Source organism: Catenulispora rubra (assembly GCF_015356825.1).
Taxonomy (GTDB): Bacteria; Actinomycetota; Actinomycetes; order Streptomycetales; family Catenulisporaceae; genus Catenulispora; species Catenulispora rubra.
In genome coordinates, this window is the sequence record NZ_JAACYW010000041.1 from 1 (window position 1) to 17,533 (window position 17,533).

Annotated in this window: 17 protein-coding genes; 5 read left to right on the top strand and 12 right to left on the bottom strand. The window is 67.2% G+C overall.

All coding sequences use genetic code 11. The features are described from left to right. Nucleotides 1–295 precede the first annotated feature (295 nt). Together GWK61_RS14375 and GWK61_RS14380 are read left to right on the top strand one after the other, a co-directional pair. Nucleotides 296–1,720, top strand: coding sequence for a glycosyl hydrolase (locus tag GWK61_RS14375; RefSeq protein WP_323747562.1), 1,425 nt, complete (start codon nt 296–298; stop codon nt 1,718–1,720). A 113-nt stretch (nt 1,721–1,833) separates the two neighbouring features. Continuing rightward, nucleotides 1,834–3,210 (top strand): aldehyde dehydrogenase family protein, encoded by a 1,377-nt coding sequence (locus GWK61_RS14380; RefSeq protein WP_194908855.1) that lies wholly within the window; start codon nt 1,834–1,836, stop codon nt 3,208–3,210. 69 nt (nt 3,211–3,279) lie between these two features. On the opposite strand, the gene GWK61_RS14385 is transcribed toward GWK61_RS14380, so the two are convergent. The 4 genes from GWK61_RS14385 to GWK61_RS59495 form a co-directional block, all read right to left on the bottom strand. Next, complete coding sequence (locus GWK61_RS14385) at nt 3,280–3,651, bottom strand: nuclear transport factor 2 family protein (protein ID WP_228562315.1); 372 nt, start codon at nt 3,649–3,651, stop codon at nt 3,280–3,282. Between the two features lie 134 nt (nt 3,652–3,785). After that, the gene (locus GWK61_RS14390; protein ID WP_194908856.1) at nt 3,786–4,379 is read right to left on the bottom strand and encodes a TetR/AcrR family transcriptional regulator; all 594 of its coding nucleotides are present in this window, start codon (nt 4,377–4,379) and stop codon (nt 3,786–3,788) included. Between the two features lie 68 nt (nt 4,380–4,447). Beyond that, entirely contained in the window at nt 4,448–5,692 is a 1,245-nt protein-coding gene (locus tag GWK61_RS14395) for an amidohydrolase (protein WP_194908857.1), read from the bottom strand. Between the two features lie 233 nt (nt 5,693–5,925). After that, nucleotides 5,926–7,335: a sensor histidine kinase gene (locus tag GWK61_RS59495; RefSeq protein WP_194908858.1), complete on the bottom strand. Its 1,410-nt coding sequence runs from the start codon at nt 7,333–7,335 to the stop codon at nt 5,926–5,928. Here GWK61_RS59495 and GWK61_RS14405 point away from each other — a divergent pair. Then, the gene (locus GWK61_RS14405; protein WP_194908859.1) at nt 7,297–7,935 is read left to right on the top strand and encodes a response regulator; all 639 of its coding nucleotides are present in this window, start codon (nt 7,297–7,299) and stop codon (nt 7,933–7,935) included. The two genes, GWK61_RS59495 and GWK61_RS14405, sit on opposite strands and share 39 nt — an antisense overlap. Before the next feature lie 69 nt (nt 7,936–8,004). Here the strand turns inward: GWK61_RS14405 and GWK61_RS14410 are convergent, their stop codons facing one another. The 3 genes from GWK61_RS14410 to GWK61_RS14420 form a co-directional block, all read right to left on the bottom strand. After that, a complete protein-coding gene (locus tag GWK61_RS14410) occupies nt 8,005–8,979 on the bottom strand; it encodes a cyclase family protein (RefSeq protein WP_194908860.1) in 975 nt (324 codons plus the stop codon). Beyond that, complete coding sequence (locus GWK61_RS14415) at nt 8,976–9,782, bottom strand: HpcH/HpaI aldolase family protein (protein ID WP_194908861.1); 807 nt, start codon at nt 9,780–9,782, stop codon at nt 8,976–8,978. The genes GWK61_RS14410 and GWK61_RS14415 overlap by 4 nt, the downstream gene beginning before the upstream one ends. 129 nt (nt 9,783–9,911) lie before the next feature. After that, a complete protein-coding gene (locus tag GWK61_RS14420; protein ID WP_194908862.1) occupies nt 9,912–10,658 on the bottom strand; it encodes a TetR/AcrR family transcriptional regulator in 747 nt (248 codons plus the stop codon). Nucleotides 10,659–10,720: 62 nt separating this feature from the next. Between GWK61_RS14420 and GWK61_RS14425 the strand changes: the two genes are divergently transcribed. Together GWK61_RS14425 and GWK61_RS14430 are read left to right on the top strand one after the other, a co-directional pair. Beyond that, nucleotides 10,721–12,940: an arylsulfatase gene (locus GWK61_RS14425; RefSeq protein WP_194908863.1), complete on the top strand. Its 2,220-nt coding sequence runs from the start codon at nt 10,721–10,723 to the stop codon at nt 12,938–12,940. Nucleotides 12,941–12,980: 40 nt separating this feature from the next. Next, entirely contained in the window at nt 12,981–13,433 is a 453-nt protein-coding gene (locus GWK61_RS14430) for a hypothetical protein (RefSeq protein ID WP_194908864.1), read from the top strand. Nucleotides 13,434–13,587: 154 nt separating this feature from the next. Here GWK61_RS14430 and GWK61_RS14435 read toward each other — a convergent pair whose 3' ends face one another. The 5 genes from GWK61_RS14435 to GWK61_RS14460 all read right to left on the bottom strand — a co-directional run bounded on the left by GWK61_RS14435 (nt 13,588) and on the right by GWK61_RS14460 (nt 17,376). Next, a complete protein-coding gene (locus tag GWK61_RS14435) occupies nt 13,588–14,013 on the bottom strand; it encodes a GDP-mannose 4,6-dehydratase (RefSeq protein WP_323747563.1) in 426 nt (141 codons plus the stop codon). Nucleotides 14,014–14,055: 42 nt separating this feature from the next. Further along, on the bottom strand, nt 14,056–14,208 hold the full coding sequence (locus tag GWK61_RS14445; protein ID WP_194908867.1) for a hypothetical protein: 153 nt from the start codon (nt 14,206–14,208) through the stop codon (nt 14,056–14,058). A gap of 876 nt (nt 14,209–15,084) precedes the next feature. Next, nucleotides 15,085–16,191, bottom strand: coding sequence for an oxygenase MpaB family protein (locus GWK61_RS14450; RefSeq protein WP_228562317.1), 1,107 nt, complete (start codon nt 16,189–16,191; stop codon nt 15,085–15,087). A gap of 199 nt (nt 16,192–16,390) precedes the next feature. Beyond that, entirely contained in the window at nt 16,391–16,606 is a 216-nt protein-coding gene (locus tag GWK61_RS14455) for an alpha/beta hydrolase fold domain-containing protein (RefSeq protein WP_194908868.1), read from the bottom strand. A 419-nt stretch (nt 16,607–17,025) separates the two neighbouring features. Then, on the bottom strand, nt 17,026–17,376 hold the full coding sequence (locus GWK61_RS14460) for an amidohydrolase family protein (protein WP_194908869.1): 351 nt from the start codon (nt 17,374–17,376) through the stop codon (nt 17,026–17,028). Between the last annotated feature and the right edge of the window lie 157 nt (nt 17,377–17,533).

Genomic DNA, 17,533 nt, shown 5'->3' on the forward strand with positions numbered 1-17,533 from the left:
CCCATACCCAACCCTCCGGCCGCCCAGACCTGCCCGGGGAGTCCGGATGACGCCGCCGGCGGCTTCCAGGCACGCCATCCATGCGGCCGCCTCGCGACCGGCCTCGTCCGCGCCAAGCGCGCGGCCCGCGCCACAGCGGTTAGCCATGGTCTTCGGGCCCTGAACCCGAGCCCGAGCACAGCGCCCGCACCCCGCCCGCACCGTGCACGCAGGCGTCTTCGCCGACCGCGAAGCCGCCCGGGCCGTTCGGCCGGCGAGCGGACGTCCCATCCACCCCACCCAAGGAGAAGCACCCGTGAGACCAAAACCGCTCCGCCGGGCAGTCATCAGGCTCCTGGCACCGATCGCGGCCATCAGCATGGTCGGCGCCATCACGTCGCAGGCCTCGGCCACCGGCGCCGCGACCCCTGCCGACGTTCTCAGCTTCCTGCACCAAATCAGCGGGAACCACACCGTCAGCGGCGTCCACAACAAGGAACCGCTGGCTCAGCCCTCGCAGTACACCGCCCAGGCACACTCCATCACCGGTGCATGGCCCGGCTTGTGGGGTGGCGAACTCGGGTTCACCGCCACCGACATCGCCAACCGCCAGACCATGATCGACCAGGCGAAGACCGAGTGGGCCAACGGCTCCCTCGTGAACCTCACCTGGCACATGTGCCGCCCGGATGTCGCCACCTGCGACTTCAACGGCGGCATCAACGGGGCATCACTGTCGGACTCGGAGTGGAGCCAGCTCATCACCAACGGCACCACCTTGAACAACGACTACAAGGCCAAACTCGACACCGCCGTTCCCTACGTGCAGCAGCTCAAGGACGCCGGGATCCCGGTGCTGTTCCGGCCGCTGCACGAGATGAACGAGGGCTGGGCCTGGTGGGGCGGGCGACCCGGCCCCACCGGCAGCGCCCGGCTCTACCAGATCACCCACGATTACCTGCTGTCCAAAGGCCTGACCAACATCATCTGGGTCTGGAACATCAAGGACGTGTCCGGCGGATCCGGCTCAGCGGCCAGCTACTACCCCGGCAGCAACTACGTCGACGTCGTCAGCCTGGACCCTTGGGTCAACGGGTACCCGACCTCGGACTGGTACCAGGCGATCGTGAACATCGCGGCCGGCAAGCCGATCTCGCTGGCCGAGGTCGGGACGGTGCCCTCACCGGACCAGCTGGCCTCGCAACCGCTGTGGACCTGGTTCATGATCTGGTCGGACTACCTCACCTCCGCCAACTCGCCTGCGCGACTGCAGGCGACGTTCAACTCCTCCCGGGTGCTCAACCAGGGCCAGTTCACCATCACCCCGGGCTCCGGTGGTGGCGGTGGTGGTTCACCGACGGGTGCGATCACCGGTCCTGCAGGCAAGTGCGTGGACGTGCGCGCGGCAAACTCGGCCAACGGCACCCCGGTGCAGCTGTACACCTGCAACGGCACCAACGCCCAGTCCTGGACCGTCCAGACCGACGGCACCATCAGAGCCCTCGGCAAATGCCTGGACATCACCGGCGGCCCCAACGCCACCGCCAACGGCACCCTCATCCAACTCTGGGACTGCAACGGCCAAACCAACCAGCAGTGGACCGCCAACGGCACCGAACTCATCTCCAGCTCCTCCGGACGCTGCCTCGACGACCCCGCCGGCAACACCACCGATGGCACCCAACTCCAAATCTGGGACTGCCACAGCAACACCAACCAAACCTGGCACCTCCCCACCTGAGGCACGCAACGCCGCAGGAACGCGCCGGGGCCGCCCTCGAGGCGGCCCCGGCCGGTGTCCCGCCCAATCGGAAGCCTTACCCCACCGAATTTCACTGTCATCGAGGACCACACGTGAACACGATCTACATCGACGGCGTCTTCGAACGCGCCGCCTGCGGCCAGACGGCTACGGTGACCGAAAAGGCAACCGGCGCCATCATCGGACGATACGGCCTCGGCGGGGCACGGGACGTCGACCGCGCAGTCGTCGCCGCCCGCGCCGCCCAGATCCCGTGGGCGGCACTGGCCGCCCCGCACCGCAGCGACGTGCTGCACGCGATGGCCGGCCACCTGGAATCACGCTTCGAAGCACTCGTCGAACAGAGCATGCGAGAGACCGGCGGGGTGCGGAGCAAGGCCGAGGACGAGGTCACGACCGGGATACGGCAACTGCGGATATCCGCAGTCCAGGCATGCGAAGCACACGGCGACGTCCTGGCCCCCTACAAGCACAACAAGCTGTCACTATCCCGGGCCGTGCCGATCGGGGTCATCGGAGTAATCACCCCGTGGAACTACCCGATGAACCTGGCACTGCGCATCATCGCCCCGGCCCTGGCATTCGGGAACTCGATCGTGCTCAAGCCCTCGGAACTTACCCCGCTGATCGGCGGACACGTGCTGGCCGAGGCGGCGGCCGCCGCACACGCACCCAACGGCGTGCTGAACGTCGTCACCGGTACCGGCGCTGACGCCGGGCACGCGCTGGCCGAGCACTCCGGCCTGGATCTGCTGGACTTCACCGGCGGCCATACGGTCGGCCGTGCGATCGCGGCATCGGCAGCCCGCGGTGGCCGGGAAGTGCGCCTAGAACTGGGCGGTAACAACGCCTTCGTGCTCCTCCGCGACGCCGATCCCCTCATTGCCGCGCGGTGCGCACTGCACGGATCGTTGGCCTTCCAAGGCCAAACCTGCATTAGCGCCAGCCGCCACATAGTCGTAGCCGACGCCGTCGAGGACTACCTGCACGCACTGACAACCGTCGTAGCCACGTTGCGCGTCGGCGATCCGATGGGCGGCGACGTCGACCTCGGCCCGATCGTCAGCACCACACAGCGCGACCGGATCCACGCCCTGGTCCAAGACGCGATCCAGCGCGGTGCACATGTGGTCATCGGCGGCGGCTTCGACGGGCTGTTCTACCAGCCGACCGTCCTGACCGGGGTCACGCCGGACATGCCGGTCTACACCGAGGAGGTCTTCGGGCCGGTGATCACGATCACCGCCGCGGCCGACGACGACGAAGCCATCGCTATGGCCAACGCCCATCCCATGATGATGTCCTCCGTGTTCAGCACAGACCAGATCCGCGGTCTGATCGCCGCAGGCCGGATAACGGCCGGAGAAGTCCACGTCAACGACGCTTTCGCCCGCCACGGAGCCGACAGCCAGCGCGACGGCGTGACACGCCGCCAGTGGATCGGCCTGACACCTATCGCCGCCCGGTGACCCTCACTGCGCCGGCTCAACGAACCAAGACAAGTTCAACAAGCCTTGCTTCCACCCCGGGCGCTCATGTCAGACGAGTGGTGTGAAGAAGTAGGTATTACGTACTTCAAAGAGAAGATCTTCGTTGACCTCAAAGAAGTCGGCGAAACGTAAAGCCACGGCCATGCCATCTCTGAGTGTGCCTTCGAACTCGCCCTCCACCGCGGCGGTGTGGCCGTCTATAACGAGTTGACTGACAGTATGAATTCCGTAGTCGATGACTCGTTGGCTGTGGTAGAAGACTGCGAGTCTGTCACGACCCACTAGAGGTGGGTAGCCGGGTCGGCAGTACGTGGCGCCGGGAGCGAACAGCGCGATGACCGTGGGGATTTCGCCCTGATCAGTCAGTGAATAGTAGCGGCGGATCTGACGGGCGATCTGCTCTCGCGTAGGCATGGGCATTGCAGGGTAATCCTCTCGAGTTGAGACACGAGGGAACCAGGCCGGAACTGGAGGAGGGGAAAGCAGCCGGGGTTTTGAGCGTGCCCGTCTGGCATCGCGAAGCTCAACGGTCCGCAGCCGTGTCACGCCTGCTGTCAGGTCAGGCGGGGGACACTGCCGTTCAGCGCCAAGGCGACGAGCTGATCGATCAGTTGATCGGGCACCGCCACCGAGCGGAGGTGGCGATAGACGGCCAGGCCGTTCCACAGGTCGAGAAGTGCGTCGATGTCGGTGTCTTCGGGTAGATCGCCCCGGTCGATGCCGCGGTGGATGAGCGACCGTGAGTACTCACGGCGCCGGGTGAGTAGGCGCTCGATGTAGCCGCGAGTCAGCGCCGTGCGGTCCGGGCCGGCCTGCTGAGCGGACAGGCTCAGCGGGATTTCGGCGGAATTCGCCAGGCGCAGGAGAGTCGCAAACAGGGCCCGCAACTCTGCTTCGGTATCGCCCAGATCCGGAAGTGGTGGCGTCTCCGCCGAGGCCGCCAGCGCCTCGGTGACCACGGCCGCCTTGTCAGCCCACCATGCGTACAACGACTTCTTCGACACCCCGGCCCGACGCGCGAGCTCGCTCATCGTCAGACCCGCGTAGCCGCTCTCCTGCAGCATTTCAGCCGCGATCTGAAGACAGCGGCGACGTGCTTCGAGATCGGGGCGGCGGCCGCGGCGGGCACGGGGCGGCTCGTCGGTCATGCGCGCGGATCCTCATATCGATCGGCTTGGGACAGTTTTCGGCAGCAGCCGCATCGGTCAGCATATGCTCACGCCTCGTCGAGCCATGCCAAGGCGACGACCGTCATGGCCTCGACGCCGGCGCGCAGGGCGGGCTCGAGCACCGGTGCGTAGCCGGGGTGGTGGTTGGCGACGGGCATGCGCCCCTCCGCCAGCACTCGTGCGAACTCGTCCGGATCGCCGCCTCCCCACATCCAGTACGCGGTCGGCACACCGAGAGCCTGACCGAACACGCCGGCGTCTTCGCTCGCCGGAACGGGAGGCAACTGCATGATGCGCTCTGCGCCGAAGTTCGCGGTGAGAGCCCCGATCGTGACCGCCATCGCCTCCGGATCGTTGACCAGCACCGGCGCAGCGTGCGCCCATTCGAAGTCAGGCTCCTTCTCCGCGCCGGCAGCCGCCGCCTCGGCGCGGATCACGCGCTCCACGGCCGCACGTACCCGCTCGCGGATCCGTGGGTCATATGTGCGAATGTTGATTCCCAACTCTGCGGTGTCGGGGATGACGTTGTCCTTCAGCCCCGCCTGCATCCGTCCGACAGTGACCACAGCTTCGTCCTGCATGGAGACCTCGCGTGCCACGATGCTCTGCAACCGCACGACCGCGGCCGCGGCCATCAACACTGGGTCGATAGTCAACTCGGGCGCGGAGGCGTGGCCGCCACGGCCGTGCAGGGTCACCGCCACCGAGTCGGAGGCAGCCATGAACGCGCCGCTCCGGTGACCGATGACCCGCGCCGGAAGCGGAGAGACGTGCTGAGCCAGCACCACCAAAGGCACCGGGAAGCGCTCGAACAGTCCGTCCGCGACCATGGCCGCGGCGCCGCCGGCTAGCTCCTCGGCGGGCTGGAAGACGGCCAGAACGGTGCCCGCCCACGATTCGCGGGTCCGCGACAACAGGGTCAGGGCGCCGAGCAGGCAGGTGACGTGCATGTCATGGCCGCAGGCGTGCGCCACCGGGACCTCGCCTGCGGCCGGATCCACGCCGAATGCGTTGCTGGCGTAAGGCAGACCCGTCTCCTCGCGCACTGGCAGGGCATCCATGTCGGCGCGCAGCATGATGACCGGCCCCTTACCGTTGCGCAGAACCGCCACGACCCCGGTTTTTCCGACGCCTGCCGTCACTTCGCACCCGAGCGCTTCCACTGCGGTAACGACTCGCGAGGCAGTGCGGTTCTCCTGAAAAGACAACTCCGGATCCCGATGCAGATCCTTGTAGAACTCGGCGAGTTCGTCGGCGAGAGCATCATCGAACAGCTCCAACGCGCGCGGCATACGCATCTCCGTTCCTCCAGGGATGGCCGACGCGTTCCCGGGCATGCCGAACAGGCCACACATGCGGCCGTGACCTGCGAGGGGAGTTGCTCCCCGGTCGGGAGCTACATCGGATACGCCCCATTCTTCCCACCCCGGTGAACACTCGTCAATAGGGGAACCGCTGGTTTCCTAAAACTTTCTCCGCGAGCGGCGAGGGCGCGGTGTCCGCATCGGCGAGCGCCTCGGCGGATTCAGCCCGATCGGTCATTAGTGTCGTGGGGGTTGTCGAGTGAGCGTCGGGCGACCGTCCACTCCGAGGTGTACGCGGGACGCAGGCGGACCAGGACCTCGGTTCCGCCTCCGGGACGTTCGCTGAGCCGCAGCTGCCCGTCGCGCTCGGCGACGACACGGCGAACAAGGTCGAGTCCGTGTCCTTTCCCGTCCGTCTTGCCCTCAGGGCCGGGTCCGGCGCCGTTGTCGGTCACGGTCAGCAACAGATCTCCGGATTCCGGCTCGATCATGGCTGTGACCTCAGCTTTCGTTGCCCCCGAATGCTTCACGACATTGCGCAGCGCCTCGGAGAGGATCCGTTCCACGTCGTCGAGAACGTCCGGGGCAAGCTCGTCCCATTCCACCGACTGGGTGAGCGCGATCTCGGCTCCGGACCTGCGCGCGGCGGCGGCTTGCAAGGCGGCGAGCTGTTCGGCGAAACCCGGGCGCGGTGCGGCATGAGCACTGTCGCTGAGAAAGGCGCGGATCTCCACGTCGAGCTGCCGAACGAGTGCGCCGAGCGGGCAAAGAACATCACCATCGCCGGCGGGCAACCGCGCTTCGGCCTTGGCGAGCTCGAGGGCCAGCGCGAACGAGGTCTGGGCGAGCGTGCGGTGGAGCGCCTCGCCGGTTCGAAGCCGCTCGGACTCGCCGCCCCGAGCACGGGCCCGCCGGATCAGTTCCGAGTACAGCAGCCCGAGGGCCACCTGGTCGGCGAGCAGCATCCAGCGGCGTACGGCGTCCGGAGTGACATCGGTCGGCTCGGTCACCAGCGCGCCGACCGCGCCGAACGGCATACCCTCGGAGTCGCGCAGCGGCAGCGCGAGATAGGCGCCCGTGGCGCGCGAGCCCACCAACGAACGCAGCGGCGCGTAGCGGTCGTCGGTGTGGATCCGCCGGAACCAGGTCGCGTCCACGACGACCTGGTTCTCCTCGTACGCCTGCCAGATGACCATGGGGGCGCCGTTCCTACGGGTCCGTTCCATGGCCAGCAGCTGTGTGTGGTCGGTGCTGTGGCCGCCCGCGAAGATCGGGACACCGCCAGGTCCCATCAGCACAATCGTCGAGATCTCGAGGCCGCCCGCCTGTTCCAGAGCGCGGTTGAGCAGCTCGACGGTCTCCTCGATTCCGTCCGCGCGCGCCACGGCCGCCTCGACGCGCCTGGCGAAGTCGGCGAGTTCCGCGGCCTCCGTGAGCTGGGGCCGCACCCGGTACGCCTCGGCCGTCCAGTCGCGTCCGTCCGGAGCGACCCGATGCGCCGACACGCCGCTGGCGGCGCCGTCGGGGATTTCCGGCGAAGAGGTCATAGTGGCTATTCTGCGGCAGCACCGACACACCGTGGAGGAAGATCGATGGAGCGAGCTATCAGGGTGTTCCTCGTCGACGACCACGGCATCGTACGCAGCGGCCTGCGCGGTTTCCTGGAGACCGCAGCTGATGTCGAGATCGCCGGCGAGGCCGCCACCGGCCGCGAGGCCCTCGGCGCGCTGAGCGAGGGGTTGGTGGCCGACGTGCTCCTGTTGGACCTCGTGATGCCCGGCATGCACGGCCTGGAGTTGGTAGACCGACTGAAGCAGGCCTCGCCCACGCTCCGCGTCGTCGTGCTGAGCGCGCACGGCGATACAGCCCTGGTGCACCAGGCGCTCAGCCTCGGGGTCGACGGATACGTCGTGAAAGCCTCGAATCCAGCCCGCATCCTTGATGCGGTCCGGGCCGCCCACCATCGGGAGCTGTATATCGACCCGTCCATCGCGGCGCAGGTAACCGGCAATACAGCGGCACGCGTCTCGCCGTCGCTGACACCGCGCGAACGAGACGTGGTGCGGCTGGTGGCTCAGGGGAAGTCGAACATGGACATCGCCTCGTCGCTCTTCATCAGCGAGCGCACTGCCCGGACGCATGTGAGCCACGTGCTCGCCAAGCTGGATCTGCAGTCCCGCGTGCAGCTCGCGCTGTGGGCGGTGGAGTCTGGGATCACCGGGCGAGAGTGAGGGGCGGCAGGGGTTCTCACACCCGGGACGGTGCCGACCGTACCGAAAAATCCCCTGCCGCAGGCTCCTTTAGAAGATTGCGACCGGGTTGGTCGCGCTCGAGGTCACACCCACGAGACGCCAGGGCAGCATCGCGAAGAAGAAGTCCCAGCGATCCCGAGCCCTGCACTCGGTCACCAGTTCGCGCAGCTCGACATTGTCGATGAGCCAGAGGCCGAGTGCGACGAGCCCCACTGCGTGGATCGGACGTAGCAGTGAGAGGTCGTCGAACCCGGACGGCTGGACGTCCTGGATGGCGTCGCTGCCGAGCGCGGCGATGTCGCGTTCCCGCAGCCAGGGCAGGCAGGAGGCGTGCAGTCCCGCCTGCATGGCGGGCCCGGACGAGCCCCGAATCACCCCGTGCGCGAGCGTGCGGGCCACGTGGCCGGTGTGTACCAGGAGGATGTCTCCGGGGCCCACCGTGACACTCTGCCGCCGCTCGGCCTCCTCCAGTTCTTCGGCCGTGATCGCATGGCCGGGCTCGAGCCAGGGCACGTCGCGGAGCGCGGGGATGTCCAGCAGGACGCCGCGGCTGATCAGACCGTGCTCGGCGTCTCGTACGGAAAGCGCTTGCGAGCCGCCGATCGAGGTGACGGTCTTCGCCGCCTCGTGGCCGTTGTAGATCATGCCGTCCCAGACGTAGTGCGCGAGGCCGTCGAGGTGGGTGTTGGAGCCGTGCGCGGCGATGCCGACGTACTCGGTGACCGCGTCGAAACGCGAGGTGCCCTCGCCGAGGTGATGGGAGACCTCGCCGATCGACATGAACCGCTGGACGACGGCGATCCCGGTGTACAGAGGGTCTGCCTTCTCCGGGTCGATGTCGCGGGAAAGCGAGACGACCTTGCCCTCGCGGATCTCGGCGCCGGCCTCGCGGCGCTTGTCCTCGGTGATCAGGTTGAGCGTGCCGAGGCGGTCGTCCGCGCCCCAGCGGCCCCAGTTGCTCAGCGTGTCGAAGTAGCCGATGACGGTCTGCGGGTCAGTGTCCGGGCGCTCGGCGATGGTCATGCGGACACCTCGCTGCGGGCGGAGAGCACGGCCTCGGCGAACCCCAGACGCGCCTTTACGAACTCGGTGTAGAGGACGCCCCGGTCCCCGGTGATATTGAACAAGCGGACCCCGTCGGCCAGCATCGTCGGCAGGTCGCAGGGCTCCCAGGCGGGGATCGCCACGTATTCAATGCCCGCGGCCTTGGCCGCAGCAGCGATGCGCTGCTGCATGCCGGCGACACGGTCATCATCCACCGCGCCCATCAAGCCCAGCTCCATCGAGAGATCGAAGGGGCCAGCGAGTAGGCCGAACAGGCCGGCGTCGGCTGCGATCGCCTCGACGTTGCGCACGCCCTCCTCGTCCTCGATGAGCCCGAATACCAGAACGTCGGCGTCGGCGCGGCGAGCGTCGGCGATCCAGTCCTCCGTGATACCGCCGACGGAGCGGGTGGAGGGGCAGGCGCCACGAGTGCCGTGCGGTGCGTAGTGCGCAGCGGCGAAGACCGCGCGCGCCTGCTCGACGGTGCGGATGTGCGGCACCATGATCCCGGTCGCACCGGCGTCTAGCACCCGCTGGATGAAGGAGGGCGTGTGATCGGGAACGCGGACCACCGAGTCGATGCCGACCGCGTCCGCGGCACGGATGAGGTGGTTGATGTCGGCGAGGTCCATCGTGCCGTGCTCGGCGTCGATCCAGGCGAAGTCGAGGCCCGCGTATCCGGCGATCTCCACCGACTCCGGGCTGGGCAGCTGAATCGTCGCGCCGTAGACGGCCTCACCGGCCTCGATTTTGTCACGGATCCGCCGTGGGGGTGTGCGCATCGTTTTCTCCTTCGAGTCGCGTCACTGCTTCCCCTCGACGCTACGTTGCACGGGCCCTGACAGAATCGGTCGTTCGTCAGCGGTGGTGCGCGACAAATGACGCGACTCTCGCCTCGGCGCCCCGGATCGCTACGACGTCGGGGCCGAGACGGACGAAGACTGAGCGGCTAGCTGGTCTCGCGTCTGCTCTGAGACGGGGGCGGTGAGCGTCGCACTGAGCATGTCGATCAGTTCTGAGACGAACAAGGGTGTGGGTGGGGCCTCGCCGGAATCGCGGTGCAGCTGGTGGCGGGCGAGGGCTTGGAGCGCGCCCGCGTATACGAACATCAGCCTGCGGTCGGCGACCGGTTCGGGGAGGTGGCCGAGCCGGGCGTGCAGCAGGCGGTCGATTCGCAGGCCTCCGGGTATCAGGCCGGGGTCGGTCATCAGGAGCGTGTACTCGCTGAACCACCCTGATTCGCCGATGACGAGTTGGGAGATGAAACCGACGTAGCGCTCGTTCCGCTCGATGCTGTGGGCCTGGGGCTCAATCAGCGCCTCGAGCAGACCGCGTACGTCGCCGGTGCGGCCCTCGGAGTCTAGGGCGCGCAGCATCTCGGCCCGGTCCGACTCGATGCGGGTGAGCCGGTGCTCCAGGATCGCCTTGATGAGGTTCTCCTTGGAACCGAAGTGGTAGTTGACGGCTGCCGCGTTGCTCTGCCCGGCTGCGGTGCGCACCTCGTTGAGGCTCACCCCGGCGACTCCCCGCTCGGCGAACAGCGCCTCGGCCGACTCGATCAATCGAACCCGCGTGGCCTGCCCGGCCGCGTACCCGTTCGTCGCGCGTCGGGGCCCGGCCCGGCCCGCCGTGACGCGACTGTCCCGCTCCGTAGACATGCCCAACAGCGTACTCCACCTGCCCGTTTGCCAAAATAATGAGGTTCCATTAATTTTGCTTTATGAACACCGACCGCCGCGCGCCGCAGAACGCGCCCAATGTCGTCGTGATCCTGCTCGACGATCTGGGGTTCGCCCAGTTCGGCAGCTACGGATCCGATATCGCCACTCCCGCCGTCGACCGCCTCGCCGCTGGCGGCCTTCGCTACACACGCCACCACGTCACTGCGCTGTGCTCGCCGACGCGCGCGGCCCTGCTGACCGGACGCAACCACCACGCGGTCGGCATGGGCTTCCTCGCCGACCTGCCGACCTCGATCCCCGGCTATACGGCGCGGATCCCTAGTTCCGCCCCCTCCCTGCCGCGCCTGCTGCGCGAGGCCGGATGGAACACGATGGCGGTTGGCAAGTGGCACCTGGTTCCGCGCGGCGAACGCACCAGTGCCGGGCCCTTCGACCGCTGGCCGTTGGGTATGGGCTTCGAGCGGTACTACGGCTTCCTGCAGGGCGAGACGAACCACTGGGCACCGCACCTCGTCCAGGACAACGCCTACATCGACCAGCCCGCCAGCCCCGAGCAGGGCTACCACCTCACCGAAGACCTCGCCGACCAGGCCATCCGTATGGTGACCAACCAGCAGGAGTCAGCACCGGGTAAGCCGTTCTTCCTCTACTTCGCCACCGGCGCGATGCATGCCCCGCACCACGTCGAGCGCTCCTGGGCGGACTCCTACCAGGGCAAGTTCGACAAAGGCTGGGATCGCTGGCGCGAGCAGGCGTTCGCCCGCCAAGTGGCTGACGGCGTCGTACCTAGTGGAGCCACGCTGACCGAGCGCCCGTCCTGGGTTCCGGCGTGGGACGAGCTCAGCAGGGACGAACGACGCGTCTACGCGCGAATGCACGAGGTGTATGCAGGCTTCTTGAGTCATACCGATGCACAGATCGGCCGCGTTGCCTCCGCACTCGACACCCTGGGCGTGCTCGAGAACACGCTGATCTTCGTGATGTCTGACAACGGAGCCAGCGCCGAGGGTGGGGTCTCCGGCACCAGCAACGAGCACCGGTTCACCCACCGTATCCGCGACGAGATCTCCGAGAACCTCGAGCGTCTCGAGGACTGGGGCGGGGTGTCCGGCTATCCGCACTACGCCTGGGGCTGGGCCTGGGCGGGCAACACGCCTTTCCGGCTCTGGAAGCGCTACACGTGGCTCGGCGGCACCCGCGTCCCGATGATCGTGCACTGGCCGCAGGGCGTCGGCGAGACCGGTGGCGTACGCAGCCAACTCACCCACGCGATCGACGTGCTGCCCACCATCCTCGACGCCTGCGGCATTCCGCTGCCCGAACCCACTGGTGAACACGACACGGTACATGGCGCCACCATGCTGCCCACCTTCACCGACCCTCAGGCCCCTGACCCCCGCTCCAGCCAATACTTCGAGATGCTCGGCTCGCGCTCGATCATCGCTGACGGCTGGAAGGCGACCACCGACCACGTCTCCGCCGGCATAGCCGACGAGGAACTGCTGATGAAGGGCAGCCGCGACTTCGCCACCGACCGCTGGTCGCTGTTCCAGCTCGACGACGACTTCTCCGAGGCCCACGACGTCGCCGACCAACACCCCGATGTGGTCCGCCACCTCGAGCAGCAATGGTTCGCCGAAGCCGGCCGATACGACGTACTACCCCTGGCCGACTCGCTGATCCAACGCGTGAGCGTGATCGTGCCGCCCGCCTACGCACCCAAAGCTGACACCGTCTACTACCCGGCAGGCGGCCCGGTACCCGATGAAGCATTGCCCAGCTTGTTCGGTGGCGGAAAAATCCTCGCCAAGATCGACGTTCCCGACGCTACGGCCCGCGGCGTACTGTTCGAAGTCGGCGACTGGACCAGCGGGCTCGCCGCATACGTCCTCGACGGCACGCTCGTCATCGCGCTTGCCACACCCGGCGGCGCCATCCGCGTGAGCGCCCAAGAACCTCTCAACCCGGGCCAGCACACCGTCGGCTGCGTGCTGCGGCCCCGCAACGACGGAGTGCAGATCGACGCCGTCATCGACGACATCGTGGTCGCAACCGACCGCGGAGCGCACTCACTGCCGTTCACCTGGCAGCACGGCGGAACCGCGCTCTCCCTCGGCTACGCCCGCGGGCTCCCGGTCAGCGAGGACTACGACTCGCCATTCCCCTGGACCGGAACCCTCCATCAAGTCCGCATCGCCGCCGGAAATCAAACACCACCCGAATCCGACCAGATCAAACTCGCCCTCCACACGGACTAACCAACCTACCGACTACCCGGTCCAACAACGGAGAACCACCATGTCACCAGAATCACAGCCCGAGGGGACAACGCACACCACCGCCGTCACCACACGGATCCGCCTCCGCTACCTGACTGCCGGGACCGCCATCGGCGCCATCTGGTCTCTACACACCGGATCGCTCTGGACCCACGCCCTACGACTGGCCATCGTCGTACTGATCGCGCCGCCTCTGATCCATCTCGCGCGCAAACGTCACACCACCAACGGCGCAAAGAAACCCGCAGAACAGCTATCGATCCTCCGCCTCGCCGCGGCGAAAATCGCCCTACTCGGCGCGGCAATCCTCGGAACCTGGCTGCTCGCTCGAACGACACCACATGCCGAGCTCATCATCGGCATCGCCATGCTCCTCATCGTCGCCAGCCTCGGACCGATCCTGCACCCCTACCTCCTCCAACCCACGGCATCGGCGCCACACAACGAACGAACCCCGGTCCGGCAGCCCTGAACACACCAATCGGTCAGCAACGACGGGCGACTCCTAGGGCGACCAGGCAATGGTGAAGCGCCAGGTTCCGACACTCCGAGCACGCCGAGGCCGCCTGCTCGGGGCACGGTGGCATCGACGTCGTGGGGCGCTACTCCAGGTTCAGGGCTCTGAGTCACCAACCGTTAGCCGTCGGATCGCCCGATAGCTCGGCGCTGAAGGCGAGGTCCGCCTCGACCATGACCTCCACCAGCTGCTCGAAGACGACGCCGGGTCGCCATCGCAGATCTTCCAGCGCCCGCTTCGGATCGGAGCACGACAGGTCGACCTCCGCCGGCCGCTCGAACACCGGCTCCTGCACCACATGATCACGCCAGTCCAGACCACAGTGGTCGAAGGCGCGCTCCACGAAGTCCCGCACCGAACGCATCTCCCCGGCGCCGAACACTGGCGAAGAAGCTTTCCGCGGCAGCGTTGTCAAAGCACGAACCCACTCGGCCCATGCTCCTGCGTATTCCCTGCTCGCGACACCAGCCGGCGACCGGCGTCGAGATGTATTCGCTGCCCCAGTCGCGGTGGAAGATGACGCCGCGGACGGCACCGGGCCCGCCGCGGGCCGCGACGGCGGCGGAAAGCGCGTCCTTCACGAGTCGGCGCGGTGGTGGTCGGCGATCGACCATCCGATCAGGCAGCCGCTGAACAGGTCGATCACCATAACCATGTAGATGAGCCCTGTCTCGACCGCGGGTACGCAGGTGATGTCGCCACACCCCTTGACGCCCCGGGGCCTCGGCACCGAAGTCACGTCCGAGCAGGCCGGGAGCTGCCGCCGCGGTCATGTCCTGCCTGGTTTTGGACCTGCGGCGGCGCTCGCGCCGCCTATGCATGCCCGCATCGCACATGAGCCGGGCGACCTTCTTGTGGTTGGTCCGCTCCGGCTCGGCGCCGTCGGCGCCCTCAGCCAGGTCCGGCGCGACCCCTCGGCGCCGTAGGTGCACCTGGAGTCCAGGTGGATCCTCACCGATCCGGCCGGTCAGCGTCGCGTCGGCGGACGCCTTCGCCGCCCGGGCGGGCTCGGCGGCCCGCCAGGCGTAGAAGCCGCCGCGCTCGACGCCCGCAACCCGGCACAAGCTGGCGATGACTCCGGCGAAGAGTAGGTAGAGACGAATCGGTAGCGGCCGCTCAGCGATTCGTCTCGCGTGCAAAAAACCGGGTGGCCTTGCGCAGGATCTCCTTCTCCTCCTCCAGCACCCGCACCCGGCGGCGCAACGCCGCCAACTCGGCCCGCTCGGCGTCATCCAGCCCACCCGCCGCAGGCGGCCGAAACTCCTGCAGCCGGTTCGGCCGTTCTCATGAACGCGAGTTATGAGCGTCGGGGTCATACCTCGCTGGAAGCGGCGGTCTCAGGGCTGCCAGGCGAATCGACCCCGATAACCCGCCCCGGCCGCCGCCGCAGCTTTTGCCGCGTCGCTCGACGATGGATCCGGTTCATGAAGACAACATCACGTCCGTGGCGGTGGACGACGGCCGCCACGACTCACACCCGATCAGCAACCAGTCCCGGTCGCGAACGGCGACCTCGGGTCTACTGGCGCCAAAGCCTCGAACATGACCACCGTGGCAACCACATGACCACCACCAGAAACAGTACGACTTGCGGCCTTACGCGAATTCAACTCGCTTCATCTGAACCCCGCTCCCGGAGAACCTGCCGGTGAAGTTCCCGCGCACTGTCGATGAGGGTTACGCCGTCCGGCCCCCACATCATCCGCATCATGCGGCGATCGTTCTCGGGCTGCTGCGACTCGCGGATCAGGTCCCGGGAGTCCTCGAGCGCCTGGGCTGCGGCCGCGCGCTGCGACTCGTCGAGGCCTGCCTTGATCTGGAGGCACTTCGGGAAGGTCGCGAGGATCTGGGTCGAGAATTGCTGGAACACCTCCATCAGCACGTCGGCAGCGAGGTGCTGTGTTGGGTGCCAGTTTCGCTCGATGCACTTGGCTGTGGTCTCGTGCATGTCCTCTCCGGTCTTTGGAAAGACATTGATCGTGTCGCTGCGGCCGAAGAGGTCCCAGTACGTGTCGTAGAGCGCATCAAGTTCAGCCATCGACTTCGGGATCTCATCTTCACGGGCGCCCACCAGGCGAAGGTACGGGGCCATCTCGCGAACGTACTGGTCGCGCTGCGCGTCGGTCAGCGGTCGGGGGCCGTCGTCGCCGTGATAGGCGAAACGCTCGTACATCCACAGGATCGCGTGCAGCTCCGTGATGGCCGCCCACATCGCGTCGCGCGGCTCACTCGCGGCATAGCCACCGAGCTCCGGGCTGCCGACATCGATGATGTCGCCTTTGACGTGCTGATGGATGTTGTGAAGGTGGCCGGCCATCCGCGTCGCCGTGGCCGTGTCACCAAGCCACATGGGCGCGTGCATCCCGGAGTTGCGCTGAGCGCGGTCGAAGGCGTCGAAGATGGTGTAGGTGCCCGCGCGGGCCTTGCGAGAGATCGGGTCCTCGTCGCGGATGCCCGCAGCGATCGGCTTGTACAGCATCTGCAGGGTCGCCTGCGCGACGGTCTCGAAGACGATGGTCGCGGGATGAAGCAGTACTTCCCAGATGATGCTGCCCGGAGCGAAGATCCCGTAGTCGGGAGTCCCGTCGTCCTTCATCGACTTCCCGGCGGGGATAGGTTCGCCGAATCGCCGCCATCTCCGTTCTGTCCCGAGCAGACGCTCTTCGGTCACGATTTTGTCTAGCTCGGGCAGTGCCTCGGCGTTGGTGCTCATAATTAGACTTTCTGGTCGGGCGGTTGATTGGTTCTTGTCTGAGGGATTGCGCGTTTTCGTGGCGCGCTGGACGACCTTGACGTGGCGGAACGTCCCGGAGCCGTAGGACGTCCCCGGGAGGACATCCAGCTCCACTTAAACCCGGCCGCGAGCAGGGCCTTGGCGTTGGCGATCTCCTTGTCGCGCATCGGATCGAATTTCATGCGGTGATGTAGGCCGGCGGCAGGCGGGGCAGTACCGTCGCGCATGCCGGGGCGGCCAGGCACGGCACCTCGGGCGCGAGGCGGTAGCCGACCGACACGATGACGACGCCGAGTTCGCGGGCCAGCGCGGCACTCGCGGCATAGCTGGTGTCGAGATCGCCGAGCGTGAACCCGCCATCGTCGACGTCGAAAAGCGGTACCCGCGCCTTCACCCGATCCGGGTAAACGCCCGTACTCGGACGCCGGGCGCTCCCCGCGGCACGGCACCAGTTCGTCGCAGGTTGTCACCCCGAATGTGTCCAGACCCGCCGCCGTCGCGGCGACCAGCTGCTTGAAGCCGGCGCGCGCTGTGGCCAGATCCCGGTAGCCGCTCGCGCGGCACCGCCGGGGCGCAGTGACGATTTCCGGGTCGAGTGCATACCTCATATGCCTACTGCCCTACTCGAAGCGATCAGTTTTCCTGGACCAGGAGGATGGAACCGACGACATCCGATGCTTGCCATCAATCGGCTGCCGGTCAATAGAGGAACCGACGGTTTCCAAAATTGTTACCCAGGTGAGACAGCATGGCGGTCAGCGTCCGGGCTCGGCGCCAAGCCGCCGAGCTGAAGCGAAGTCGCCGAGCCCCACGTCAGGCGAGGTCGACTTTCCGTCCGTCCTTCCAGACCTCGCTGACGAGCCTGGCCAGGTCGTCGATGTCGGTGACATCGCCATCCACCAGAACGAGGTCCGTGCGGTCGCCATCGTCGATCCGGCCGACTTCCCCACCGAGACCAAGCAGTTCAGCGGCGCTGGCGGTCGCGGTCACGAGTGACCGGGCCGGGGTCAGGCCGGCGTCGACCATGAGGGCGAGTTCCGTCAGGTTGGAACCCTGCGGAGCCGGGCCGACATCGGCGCCCATGGCGATCTTCACGCCGACCGCGATGGCCTGGCGCACCGATTCCTTGTGGATCTCGTTGACCTCGCGCAGCTTGCGGACCACCGGCTCGGACCTGATGCCAACCTGTACCACCCGCTGACGGCGACTGCCAGGAACTCCCCCTGGACCGCCCCTGGACCAAAATCGCTACGAATCCGGCGGCAGAAATCCGTGTGATCTCGATGGTCCAGGTGGTCCAAGGAGATGGTCCAGGAGGTCC

Bases quoted from the DNA above. Each gene is read 5' to 3' on its own strand.
- GWK61_RS14385 (WP_228562315.1), bottom strand. From the start codon at position 3,651: ATGCCCATGCCTACGCGAGAGCAGATCGCCCGTCAGATCCGCCGCTAC.
- GWK61_RS14390 (WP_194908856.1), bottom strand. From the start codon at position 4,379: ATGACCGACGAGCCGCCCCGTGCCCGCCGCGGCCGCCGCCCCGATCTC.
- GWK61_RS14395 (WP_194908857.1), bottom strand. From the start codon at position 5,692: ATGCCGCGCGCGTTGGAGCTGTTCGATGATGCTCTCGCCGACGAACTC.
- GWK61_RS14405 (WP_194908859.1), top strand. From the start codon at position 7,297: ATGGAGCGAGCTATCAGGGTGTTCCTCGTCGACGACCACGGCATCGTA.
- GWK61_RS14410 (WP_194908860.1), bottom strand. From the start codon at position 8,979: ATGACCATCGCCGAGCGCCCGGACACTGACCCGCAGACCGTCATCGGC.
- GWK61_RS14415 (WP_194908861.1), bottom strand. From the start codon at position 9,782: ATGCGCACACCCCCACGGCGGATCCGTGACAAAATCGAGGCCGGTGAG.
- GWK61_RS14420 (WP_194908862.1), bottom strand. From the start codon at position 10,658: ATGTCTACGGAGCGGGACAGTCGCGTCACGGCGGGCCGGGCCGGGCCC.
- GWK61_RS14425 (WP_194908863.1), top strand. From the start codon at position 10,721: ATGAACACCGACCGCCGCGCGCCGCAGAACGCGCCCAATGTCGTCGTG.
- GWK61_RS14430 (WP_194908864.1), top strand. From the start codon at position 12,981: ATGTCACCAGAATCACAGCCCGAGGGGACAACGCACACCACCGCCGTC.
- GWK61_RS14450 (WP_228562317.1), bottom strand. From the start codon at position 16,191: ATGAGCACCAACGCCGAGGCACTGCCCGAGCTAGACAAAATCGTGACC.